This window comes from Mycobacterium lacus (assembly GCF_010731535.1).
Lineage (GTDB): Bacteria > Actinomycetota > Actinomycetes > Mycobacteriales > Mycobacteriaceae > Mycobacterium > Mycobacterium lacus.
In genome coordinates, this window is sequence record NZ_AP022581.1 from 2639100 (window position 1) to 2650760 (window position 11661).

The following is an 11661-nucleotide window of genomic DNA, read 5'->3' on the forward strand; positions in this document are numbered from 1 at the left end:
ACAGGGTATCGGTCTGATAAGCCTATCGTAGAAGTCCTTCGCAAGGCCGGGCTTCGCTTGTGCTTATCTGCGGTTCAACTTCAGGATGGATCATAAGGCTGTCAACCGCTTTCATCGCGGATTCCGCGAAGCGGCTTTCCAATAATCATCGGCCACGCGGAATCCCTATGCTTTACTGACCGGCTTAGAGTATTTGCGCGCCGTCCGCTTTGGCTATGACGGCGGGTTTGGCCTGCACCTCAACCGTGGTTCGCCGATGGGCGCGTGCTCCAGATGCGGTCCGGCGGCCACGTGGCAGCAGGGCTGACCGACGCGTCGTTGCCATCGGCCCAATTAATGGCAGGTTCCCTTCAATGTTGACTCAGATGGGGACCTTTCAACTATGCAAACCGGCGCGGCAAAGGTCGTCGGCTACGACGCGTAAATGTCCCGTGCTTGGGGTCGTAGACAGGGTGCCGGAAAAGTCGCGTCTCATGAGGTCAGGACCAGTTTGAGGGCATGGTCTGGGTGTGTGGCGTGGTGGCGTAGGCCGGCGGCGATGTTGTCCCAGCCGGTGATTCGCAGGATGCCGATGGCGAGGTTGCGGCAGGTGGCCATCACCCGTGGTGCTTGGCCGGTGCGTACCTGCGAGGAGTCCTCGGCGAAGGTGACGTCTCGGACCCAGTGGAGGCGATTTTCTATGCTCCAGTGCCCTTGGACCCAGGTGGCGAGCCGCTGGGGCGGTGCGGCCGTGTGGTTTGCTGAGGTGATCAGGTACACGACCTCGACGGTTTTGCTTCCGTCAACGGTGACGGTGCGGCGCAGCTGGGCGACTTGGGTTGCACCGGGAAAGTCGATCCAGTCGGGAACGTCGGCGACCTTGATCGAACGGGTGATGTGTCGGCCACGCTCAGCGGCCCGGGTCGTGTGGGCGGGCATGTCCTTCCAGGGCAGTGTCTTGAGCTTGTGGTGCAGGGTCGGCATATTCGCCTTCACTGTGAACACGTAGTCGCCGCCTGCGCCGGTGATGAGTGTGGCGGTATCGGTTTGGGTGTGCATCGCATCGAGGGTCACCACTGCATCGTCGAGATCGAGATGCCTCAACAGTGTTCGCGCAGCGGGTATTTCGTTGCTCTTTGCGTCGACGGCCACCTGTCCTAGCACGACTCCGGCACCGTGGTCGAATGCGGCGATCAGGTGTGGGGCCTTGCCACCAGCGCGGGTGCGCGCGCCTCGGATCGTCTTGCCGTCGATGGCGATCACGCGACGCTGCTCGACGGTGAAGGTTCGCGTCCACATCCACACGCCCAATGCTTGGTCGAGGGCGTCGGCATCGAGGCGGGCGAACAATTTGCGCAACGTCGATTCGTCCGGGGCGCTGCCGCTGGTGACTCCGAACGAAGCCAGTGTGCCACTTGCCGCCTCTGCGGCCCATTGGCCGATCGCCGCGAACGACCGGCACCCGGCCAAGGTAGCTGTGACCGCCAGTGCGAGCACCCCGGCCAACGAGTAGCGCACCCCGCGCCGGTCGCGTGGGTCGGGCACTGTCTGCAGGGCTTGCAACAGGCGTTCGTGGCGCGTCGGGTTCGCATCGGCAGGCGGCGTCGGAGAAGATGGCACGTGGGTGTGACCTCGGGTTCGGATGGTTGGCTTCGCAACCTGCATCCAAGCCCGTTGGCCACACCCGCCACATCCGACACGCCGGTCACACACTGATAACGGCCGAGGTCACAGCTCTACGCATCAACCTTTCCGGCGCCCTGGGGTCGTAGATTGGCGCGGGGCCGTGCTTGGGATCGTAGATCGGCGCGGGGTGCATTGCGCTCGTAAGCGGTTTCGCGCACGTTGGGGCCGCGCGGCGGCTCGATGTGCTGGCCAACAGCCGTGTCCGGCACCCGGCTTTTCGTCTCACCCCGCACCGAGGGGGCATCACGCCGTCGTCACTGTCGCCCGACCTTGGCCGGCGTCCACGGCGCGGCCGAGGGGTCTCGTCGCCTCAACGGGAATCGGCGGAACCCGGGTGGCGCGCACGTAGACGGTGTCACCCTCCCGAAGGGCCAGCGCCTCGGCGTCGCCCCGGGTGATCTGGGCGGTGAACGCGCCTCCCGTGGCCGCGCTGGTCAGCTCGACACGAACCTCGAACCCCAGCACCACTACCCGATCGACGATCGCGCGGAGCACCCCGGCGGACTCCGCGGTGCCGTCGGCGGCGGCAACCGCCAGGTTGGGGGTCCGACCAACCCGGATGTCGTGCGGGCGGACCAACGCACCGTTCAGCATGGAAACAGCGCCGAGGAAGGACATGACGAACGCGTTGGCCGGAGCGTCGTACACCTCGGTCGGCGACCCGACCTGCTCAACCCGGCCCTTGTTGAGGACGGCGATCCGATCGGCGACATCCAGCGCCTCGGCCTGATCGTGGGTGACCAGCACCGTGGTGACGTGCACCTCGTCGTGCAAACGGCGCAGCCAGCTGCGCAGATCCTCGCGGACCTTGGCGTCCAGCGCGCCGAACGGCTCGTCGAGCAGCAGCACCTCCGGGTCGACCGCCAACGCTCGGGCCAGCGCCATGCGCTGACGCTGGCCCCCGGACAGCTGATTCGGGTAGCGAGCCTGAAAGCCGCTGAGGCCCACCACCTCCAGCAGGTTGTCGACCTTCGCCTTGATCTCCGCCTTGGGCCGCTTGCGGATCTTCAACCCGTACGCGACGTTGTCGCGCACCGTCAGGTGCTTGAACGCGGCATAGTGCTGAAACACGAACCCGATGCCGCGACGCTGCGGCGGCACCCGGGTCACATCGCGACCGTTGATGGTGACGGTCCCATGGTCCGGCTGGTCAAGGCCGGCGATGGTGCGCAACAGGGTCGACTTGCCCGAACCGCTGGGACCCAGCAACGCCGTCAGCGAACCGGCGGGGACGGCGAAATCCACGCGGTCCAGTGCGACGAAATCGCCATACTGCTTGTAGGCGTTCCGCACGACGATGGCGTGGTCGGCTGTGTTCGTCATGTCACCTCCTTGCGCACTCGGCGGGCGTCGAAAACCAGCTGGACTATCAGCACCAGCACCGCAACGGCCATCAGCAATGTCGACAGCACGTAGGCGCCGTACTCGGCCCCGCGGTTGTAGCGGTCGGAGACCAGCAGTGTCAGCGTTTGCGACTTCCCGGGCAGGTTGGACGAAACAATGATGACCGCGCCGTATTCACCGAGAGTCCGGGCGACGGTCAGCACGATGCCGTACGTCAGGCCCCACCGGATGGATGGCAGCGTGATCCGCCAAAACGTCTGCCACCAGCTAGAACCCAAGGTTGCGGCCGCCTCCTCCTGATCGGTTCCCAATTCGTGCAGTACCGGTTCGACTTCGCGCACCACGAACGGCAGGGTGACAAAGACGCTCGCCAGCACAATGCCCGGCAGGCCGAAGATGATCCTCAACCCGAGGTCGTTTTCGACAAAGCCGAGCGCGCCGGCCGATCCCCACAGCAAGATCAGCGCGACACCCACGACCACGGGCGAGACCGCAAAGGGCAGATCGACGATCGCCTGCAGCACTCCCCTGCCACGAAAGCGGTTGCGGGCGAGCACCAATGCCGTCGGAATACCGAAGATCACGTTCAGCGGCACCACGATGGCCACCACCAGCAGCGACAGGTTCAGCGCCGAAATCGCCGCCGGGGTGCTGACCCAGTCGTAGAACTGGCCCAACCCTGGCTGGAAGGTCCGCCACAGGATCAGGGCCACCGGAATGACCAGCAGCACAAAGGTGTACGCCAGCGCGATAGATCGGATGAGATAACGAACCCCGGGCGCCGATGTCATGCGCACCACTCCTCCTCATCGCTCTGCATCGTCGTCGGCGCCGATGTCATGCGGCCATCTCCTCACGTTTGGCCGCACGCGCTCCGATGATACGCAAGAACAGCAGCACAACGAACGAGATCGACAGCAGCACAATGGATATCGCAGCGGCGCCGGTACGGTCGTCGTTCTCGATCAAGGTCCGGATCCACTGCGACGACACTTCGGTCTTGCCCGGCACCGCGCCGCCGATCAGCACCACCGAACCGAACTCGCCGATGGCTCGCGAGAACGCCAGGCCCGCACCGGACAACAGCGCCGGCGTTAGCGATGGCAATATCACCGAGGTGAAGATCTTCGGACCGTTGGCACCCAACGACGCCGCCGCCTCCTCGGTCTCTCGATCGATCTCGAGCAATACCGGCTGGACGGCGCGCACCACGAACGGCAACGTCACGAACGCCAGCGCCACCCCCACGCCCCACGCGGTGTGCTGCAGATGAAGACCCACCGGGCTGTTACTCCCGTAAAGGGCCAGCATCACCAGGCTGGCGACGATGGTGGGCAGCGCGAACGGCAGATCGATGATCGCGTCGACGAGCCGTTTGCCGACGAAGTCGTCGCGCACCAGCACCCAGGCGATCAACAGACCGAACACCATGTTGATCACCGTGACAACGGCGGAAATGGTCAGCGTCACCTGGAAGGACTGCAGCGCGGCGCGGGACGTGACCGCCAGCCAGAAGGCCTGCCAGCCGGCGCCGGCGGCCTGCCAACCGATCGCGGCCAGCGGCAGCAGCACGATCACCGAAAGCCACACCATCGCCACGCCAACCTGCAGTTGCGTACCGCCCGGCCGGCCCAAGGGGCGCGCATCCGCCAGCCGGCGGGGAGCACCATCGTCGGGTTCGAGTGCGGGCCGGATCGCTCCCGGATCCGGGATCGTCGCTGTCATCCGGTGGCCTGCATGTAGATCTTGGTGATGCTGCCGGCGTTCTTGTCGAACAGCTGCGGATCCACGGTGCCCCAGCCGCCCAGGTCGGCGATCGTCCACAGCTTCACCGGCGCCGGAAACTGGTCCCGGAAATCGGCGGCGACGGCGGGGTCGACCGGCCGGAAACCGGCCTGCGCCCACAACTTCTGCGCCTCGGCGGTGTATTGGAAGTTCCTGAACGCGGTCGCGGCTCCCAGGTTCGTGCTGCCGCTCACGACCGCCAGCGGATTTTCGATCTTGAAGGTCTGCGGCGGGTTGACGTGTTCGACCGGCTTGCCTTGTCGCTCCGTGGCGATGGCTTCGTTCTCGTAGCTGATCAGCACGTCACCACTGCCCTGGACGAAGACATCGGTGGCTTCTCGCCCCGATCCGGGGCGCAACCTGACGTGTTCGCGCACCAACCGGTTGACAAAGTCAACGCCGGCCTGGCCATTTCTGCCGCCCTCGCTCTTGACGGCGTACGGGGCGAGCAGATTCCATTTGGCCGACCCCGAGCTCAAGGGGCTGGGCGTGATGACCTCGACACCTGGCCGCAGCAGGTCGTCCCAATCCCGGATGTTCTTCGGATTGCCCTTGCGTACCACCAACGTCACCACCGACCCGAACGGGATGCCCCTGGTGGCGTCGGTGTCCCAGTCCTGGGAAACCTTGCCGGCCTTGACCAATCGAGTGATGTCCGGTTCGACCGAAAAGTTCACGATGTCCGCCGGCTTGCCATCGACAACGCCGCGTGACTGGTCGCCGGAGGCACCATACGAGGTGATCACCTGGATGCCCTCGCCCTCCTCGGACGCGTTGAACGCGGGAATCACCTTGCTCCAACCGGGTTCGGGGGCCGAGTAGGCGACCAGCGTGATACTCGTGTGTGCGTTGGCCACCCCCCCGCCGCCGACGACATCGCTGGCACCACCATGACACGCGGCGACGACACCGACGGCGACGGCGAGCGCGACGACGTTGCCGAGGCCACGGAGCGTTGGCGACATTGGCGACCTTCCAGTGCGGGACATATGGACGACGGTCCCATCGCTGCGGAAAGGCAGGCAAGGCGATCGATCAGATCACGAACTCGACCAAACCGCGCGCGGGTTGGGAGTCAGCGACAACAGTGCAAGTCGGCCACCGCGCACATGCCCGCGGCCGCATTCCCGCAGCAGAGCGCGAAGCCGGGGCGCTCCCAAGCGTCGGTTGCTGCGTGCATGGCGCGAAGCCTAACAGAATTCGCTAGCGTGTCGCCCTCAGTGCGTGAGCAGCCAGGTGACGACCACCAGCACGATGAGCGCGACGAGAACCAGCGTGACGTGCGACCGCGGCATCGAAACTACCGGGACGCCTCGTCGGTGTGGCGGGCGCGACGCATCAGCTGGATGCCCTTGCCGAGCAGACCGTCCAGCAATGCGGCCGCGGTGAAGGCCAGGGCCAACACGACCGGCATCACCGCCAGGGCCTGCACCACGAAGGGAAGCCCGGAAAGCCAGAGCTCCACGCCGTCCCACCAACTGAGGAACTTGTCCACCGACTCAGGTTATTCGGCCCAGCACCCGAAACCAATGTGCCAATATCGGCCGATGCCCCAGGGACCGGACCACACTACGTGCCTCGTCGCCGGCGGCGGGCCGGCGGGAATGACGCTCGGTTTGCTGCTGGCGCGTGCCGGAGTTGACGTCACGGTGATGGAAAAGCACGCCGATTTCCTGCGTGACTTCCGCGGCGACACGGTGCACGCCAGCACCCTGCGGCTGCTCGACGAACTTGGTTTGGGGTCACGATTCGCCCAGATTCCACATCGCCTCATCGACACCATCCGGATGCGGCTGCAGGGCCAAGAAGTCGACCTGGACCTGACCCGCCTCCCCGGCGCACACCAGCACATCGCCCTGGTCCCGCAATGGGATTTCCTCGAGCTGTTGGCCGGCGCGGCCGAGGCCGAACCCAACTTCCGGTTGTTGCGCTGCACCGAGGTCACCGGGGTGGTTCGGGGTTCGGGAAACGAGCGCGGCCGCGTCATCGGGGTCACCTATCGCGATCCGGCGGGCGAAACCAAGCAGATGCGCGCCGAGCTGACGGTGGCCTGCGACGGCCGGACGTCGACCGTGCGCTCGGCGCTGGGCCTGGTACCACGCGGGTTCGGCGCGCCGATGGACGTCTGGTGGTTCCGGGTGGATCGCCGGCCCGACGATCCACCCGGACTTGCCGGCATGTTCCAGGCCGGGCACGGGATCATCCTGATCGACCGCGGCGACTACTACCAGATCGCCTACGTGATTCCGAAGGGAACCGATACCGAGATGCGGGCACAGGGCATCGAGGCGTTGCACCGCGTGCTGGTGGGCATGGTGCCCTGGCTCGCCGACCGCGTCGGCGCAGTGAATTCGTTCGACGACGTGAAACTGCTTGACGTGCAACTTAATCGGCTGCGGCGGTGGTACTGCGACGGTGCGCTGTGCATCGGCGACGCGGCGCGCGCGATGTCACCGGTCGGCGGCGTCGGCATCAACCTGGCGGTCGCCGATGCGGTGGCCGCCGCGCGCCTGCTGGCCCCTCCGCTGCGCGCGGGCCGGTGTCTACCGGGCAACTGGCCCGACTGCAGGCGCGCCGCCGGGCGCCAACGGCGCTTCTGCAGGCAGCACAGCGGGCGATGCACGCCGGCGTCATCGCGGTGGGGTTGGCTGGCGCCGACCCTGAACCGGGACGCGCGGTGCGGCTGGTCGGCCGCACACCAGCGTTGCGGCGGATGCTCGGCCACATGGTGGCGATCGGCCCGCTCCCCGAGCGCGCGCCCGGGTTCGCCAGGCGCCCGGGAAAAGCCCTGCCCGACACCTCAGCGCAGCAAGTGGACGCCGGGCAGGTCGACAGTTGATGATGTCGAAATGGTCCTGCACGCCGAACCCGCCGACCAGCCCACCGACCAGGCCGCCGAGGCTGAAGCGTTGGAAGTGCTTCCGACCGCCGCCTCCCGAAGAAGCCTGTCCACGCCCGTCGCGTTCAGCTCGCCCATGACGTTCCCGTCCAACCCCTCGCTGCGCAACCCGTTTCCGCCGATCGCCGATTACGCGTTCCTGTCCGACTGGGAGACCACCTGCCTGATCTCACCCGCCGGTTCGGTGGAGTGGCTGTGTGTGCCCCGGCCGGACTCCCCGAGCGTGTTCGGCGCGATCCTGGACCGCAGCGCCGGCCATTTCCGCCTGGGCCCGTATGGCGTTTCGGTGCCCTCGGCGCGGCGCTACCTTCCCGGCAGCCTGATCATGGAAACCACCTGGCAGACCCACACCGGCTGGCTGATCGTGCGCGACGCGCTGGTGATGGGCAAGTGGCACGACATCGAGCGGCGATCGCGCACACACCGTCGCACCCCGATGGACTGGGACGCCGAGCACATCCTGCTGCGCACGGTGCGTTGCGTCAGCGGCACCGTCGAGCTGATGATGAGCTGCGAACCGGCGTTCGACTACCATCGTCTGGGCGTCACCTGGGAATACTCGGCCAACGCATACGGTGAGGCCATCGCCCGTGCCAGCAAGCAACCCGACGCTCATCCGACACTGCGGCTGACCACCAACCTGCGGATCGGCCTGGAGGGCCGGGAGGCGCGAGCACGCACCCGGATGAAAGAGGGCGACGACGTGTTCGTCGCGCTGAGCTGGACCAAGCATCCGGCACCCCAAACCTACGAAGAGGCCGCCGACAGGATGTGGCAAACCACCGAGTGCTGGCGGCAGTGGATCAACATCGGCAACTTCCCCGACCACCCGTGGCGGGCCTACCTGCAGCGCAGCGCGCTCACGCTGAAGGGACTGACGTACTCCCCCACCGGCGCGCTGCTGGCGGCCAGCACCACGTCGCTTCCGGAAACGCCTCAGGGCGAACGCAACTGGGACTACCGCTACGCCTGGATCCGCGATTCGACGTTTGCCTTGTGGGGTCTGTACACCCTCGGACTGGACCGCGAGGCCGACGACTTCTTCGCGTTCATCGCCGACGTGTCCGGCGCCAACAGCGACGAACGCCATCCGTTGCAGGTGATGTACGGCGTGGGTGGCGAGCGCAGCCTGGTCGAAGAGGAACTGCACCACCTGTCCGGCTACGACCACGCCCGCCCGGTGCGCATCGGCAACGGCGCCTACAACCAGGACCAACACGACATCTGGGGCTCGATTCTGGACTCGTTCTACCTGCACGCCAAATCCCGCGAGCAAGTCCCGGAAACCCTGTGGCCGGTGCTGAAAAGGCAGGTCGAAGAGGCGATCAAGCACTGGCGTGAGCCCGACCGCGGAATCTGGGAGGTTCGCGGCGAGCCGCAGCACTTCACCTCGTCGAAGGTGATGTGCTGGGTGGCGCTCGACCGCGGGGCCAAACTGGCCGAGCGGCAAGGCGAGAAGAGCTACGCCCAGCAATGGCGGGCTACCGCCGACGAGATCAAGGCCGACATTCTGCAGCACGGGGTGGACTCCCGGGGGGTGTTCACCCAGCGCTACGGCAGCGAGGCGCTGGACGCCTCGCTGCTGCTGGTGGTGCTGACTCGATTCCTGCCACCGGATGACCCGCGGGTGCGCAACACCGTGCTGGCCATCGCCGACGAACTCACCCAGGACGGCCTGGTGCTGCGCTACCGCGTGGAGGAGACCGACGACGGGCTGTCCGGCGAGGAAGGCACGTTCACCATCTGCTCGTTCTGGCTGGTGTCGGCGCTGGTCGAGATCGGTGAGGTGAGCCGGGCCAAGCGCCTGTGCGAGCGGCTGCTGTCGTACGCCAGCCCGCTACACCTCTACGCCGAGGAGATCGAGCCGCGCACCGGGCGGCACCTCGGCAACTTCCCGCAGGCGTTCACCCATCTGGCGCTGATCAACGCGGTGGTCCACGTGATCCGCGCCGAGGAGGAAGCCGACAGCTCGGGAATGTTCCAGCCCGCCAACGCGCCCATGTAGCGTTAGGCCGAAGTTCCGACCGCTGGTACTCGAGGATTGTGTAGCCGACCTGGGAAATCAGTAGAATCACAGTTGGCGAGTGTAGCCACGAATATGGTGTGTCGTTACGACGTTGTGTGATGAGAATGCGTTAGGATAACGGCGTGGCGGCATACTCAGGTTCGATGCACGTAGCCCGGAATCTGCGTGGATACGTGACGAAGTCAGGCGAGCAACGTCTCTACGAGACGATCCTGCTGCGCCGCTCGTTCCGCGACGGGGGCAAGGTGCGCCACCAAACTCTGGCGAACCTGTCCGCTCCCGCCGGAGGCGATCGCCGCCATCGAGGCGACGCTTAAGGGCACACGCTCGTGGCGGCCGGCAGCGAGTTCAGCAAGACGCGGTCGCTGCCGCACGGTGATGTCGCAGCGGTGGCGGCGATGGCGGGCAAGCTCAAGCTGGCCGCACTGCTAGGCCCGCCATGCCGGGCCCGCGACATTGCTGTCGCGTTGATCATCTCGCGGGTGGTGCGGCCAAAATCGAAGCTATCCACCCTGGGCTGGTGGTCTGATACCACCCTCGGGGTCGACCTGGGTGTGGCCGACGCATCCACCGATGAGATCTACGCGGCGATGGACTGGCTTGTCAGCCGCCAGGAGACGATCGAAAGAAGCTGGCCGCAAAGCATCTCGCGGAGTCGGTGAACCCGGGCCGGATGGCGTTGTTCGACCTGAGTTCCTCGTGGGTGACCGGGCGCTGCTGCGAGCTGGCCGCACACGGCTATTCCCGCGACGGCAAGAAAGGGTGCCAGCAGATCGAATACGGTGTGCTCACCGACCCCGACGGGCGCCCGGTCGCGGTGCGGGTGTTCGCGGGCAACACCAGCGACCCGAGCGCGTTCACCCAGATCGTTGAGGTGATCAAAGACAAGCTCGCCATCCAGCGGCTGATCCTGGTCGGTGACCGCGGCATGATCACCGGCGCGCGCATCGACAAGCTGCGCGAACTCAACGACACCCCCGACGACGCAGCGTGTTTCGACTGGATCACCGCGCTGCGCGCCCCGTCGATCGCCAAACTCGCTCGCGACGACGGGCCGCTGCAGATGAGCCTGTTCGACAGCAAGACCTCGCCGAGATCACCCACCCCGACTACCCCGGCGAACGGCTGATCGCCTGCCGCAACCCAGCACTGGCCGCCGAACGCGCCCGCAAGCGCCAAGACCTGCTGGCCGCCACCGACAAGGAGCTGGCCCACATCGCCGAACGCGTCACCAAGGGCACCCTGTCCGGCGCCGACAAGATCGGCATCGAGGTCGGTAGGGTCAGCGGAAAATTCAAGGTGGGCAAACACTTCCACCTCACCATCACCGACACCGCCTTCACCTACCACCGCGACCAGGCCGCCATCGACGCCGAAGCGGCCCTCGACGGCATCTATGTCCTGCGCACTAGCGTCGACGCCCAGGCCCTCGACCCCGCCGCCATAGTCGAAAGCTACAAGAAACTCGCCAACGTCGAACGCGACTTCCGCATCATCAAATCCGACGACCTCGACCTGCGGCCCATCCACCACCGCCTCCAAGACCGGGTCAAAGCCCACATGCTCATCTGCATGCTCGCCTGCTACCTCACCTGGCATCTACGCAAGGCCTGGGCACCGTTGACCTTCACCGACCAAGCACCCCACAACGGGACAACCCCGTAGCCCCGCACGCCGCTCCGCCACCGCCCAAGCCAAGGCCTCCACCAAACACGATGACGACGGCAACCCGGTCGGCAGCTTCCGCGACCTGCTCACACACCTGGGCACCCTCACCCGCGACCGGATCCGCTACCACGACACCGACATCGAAATCGACAAGCTCACCGACCCCACCCCCCACCAGCGCCGCGCCTTCGACCTTATCGAGGCCCCCATCCCACTGACCATCGCCGCGTAGCCACAACAACCACCCACCAAAACCAACAAACCCCCAGGTCAA

The 11661-nt window shown here is 66.1% G+C and carries 7 protein-coding genes and 2 pseudogenes; 3 read left to right on the forward strand and 6 right to left on the reverse strand.

Features of this window, described 5'->3' with window-relative positions; genetic code table 11:
- Window positions 1-471: 471 nt before the first annotated feature.
- The 6 genes from G6N24_RS12080 to G6N24_RS12105 all read right to left on the reverse strand — a co-directional run bounded on the left by G6N24_RS12080 (window position 472) and on the right by G6N24_RS12105 (window position 6289).
- Window positions 472-1524 carry an ISAs1 family transposase gene (locus G6N24_RS12080; protein ID WP_163745636.1) on the reverse strand — a complete coding sequence of 351 codons (1053 nt, stop codon included), beginning with the start codon at window positions 1522-1524 and terminating at the stop codon, window positions 472-474.
- Between the two features lie 384 nt (window positions 1525-1908).
- On the reverse strand, window positions 1909-2988 hold the full coding sequence (locus tag G6N24_RS12085) for a sulfate/molybdate ABC transporter ATP-binding protein (RefSeq protein ID WP_085162097.1): 1080 nt from the start codon (window positions 2986-2988) through the stop codon (window positions 1909-1911).
- Window positions 2985-3800: a sulfate ABC transporter permease subunit CysW gene (gene cysW, locus G6N24_RS12090; RefSeq protein WP_085162098.1), complete on the reverse strand. Its 816-nt coding sequence runs from the start codon at window positions 3798-3800 to the stop codon at window positions 2985-2987. Before cysW ends, G6N24_RS12085 begins: the two co-directional genes overlap by 4 nt.
- 46 nt (window positions 3801-3846) lie before the next feature.
- Entirely contained in the window at window positions 3847-4734 is an 888-nt protein-coding gene (gene cysT / locus G6N24_RS12095; protein ID WP_085162096.1) for a sulfate ABC transporter permease subunit CysT, read from the reverse strand.
- Window positions 4731-5759 carry a sulfate ABC transporter substrate-binding protein gene (locus tag G6N24_RS12100; RefSeq protein WP_197743091.1) on the reverse strand — a complete coding sequence of 343 codons (1029 nt, stop codon included), beginning with the start codon at window positions 5757-5759 and terminating at the stop codon, window positions 4731-4733. Before G6N24_RS12100 ends, cysT begins: the two co-directional genes overlap by 4 nt.
- 335 nt (window positions 5760-6094) lie before the next feature.
- Window positions 6095-6289 (reverse strand): hypothetical protein, encoded by a 195-nt coding sequence (locus G6N24_RS12105; RefSeq protein ID WP_085162094.1) that lies wholly within the window; start codon window positions 6287-6289, stop codon window positions 6095-6097.
- A 52-nt stretch (window positions 6290-6341) separates the two neighbouring features.
- Between G6N24_RS12105 and G6N24_RS12110 the strand changes: the two are divergent.
- The 3 genes and pseudogenes from G6N24_RS12110 (at window position 6342) to G6N24_RS25845 (ending at window position 11619) form a co-directional block, all read left to right on the forward strand.
- Window positions 6342-7633: pseudogene (locus G6N24_RS12110) on the forward strand (FAD-dependent oxidoreductase).
- Window positions 7634-7643: 10 nt separating this feature from the next.
- Window positions 7644-9698, forward strand: coding sequence for a glycoside hydrolase family 15 protein (locus tag G6N24_RS12115; protein ID WP_085162093.1), 2055 nt, complete (start codon window positions 7644-7646; stop codon window positions 9696-9698).
- Between the two features lie 164 nt (window positions 9699-9862).
- Window positions 9863-11619 (forward strand): annotated as a pseudogene (locus G6N24_RS25845) (IS1634 family transposase).
- Window positions 11620-11661 lie beyond the last annotated feature (42 nt).

Bases quoted from the DNA above. Each gene is read 5' to 3' on its own strand.
- G6N24_RS12085 (WP_085162097.1), bottom strand. From the start codon at position 2,988: ATGACGAACACAGCCGACCACGCCATCGTCGTGCGGAACGCCTACAAG.
- cysW (WP_085162098.1), bottom strand. From the start codon at position 3,800: ATGACATCGGCGCCCGGGGTTCGTTATCTCATCCGATCTATCGCGCTG.
- cysT (WP_085162096.1), bottom strand. From the start codon at position 4,734: ATGACAGCGACGATCCCGGATCCGGGAGCGATCCGGCCCGCACTCGAA.
- G6N24_RS12100 (WP_197743091.1), bottom strand. From the start codon at position 5,759: ATGTCGCCAACGCTCCGTGGCCTCGGCAACGTCGTCGCGCTCGCCGTC.
- G6N24_RS12115 (WP_085162093.1), top strand. From the start codon at position 7,644: ATGGTCCTGCACGCCGAACCCGCCGACCAGCCCACCGACCAGGCCGCC.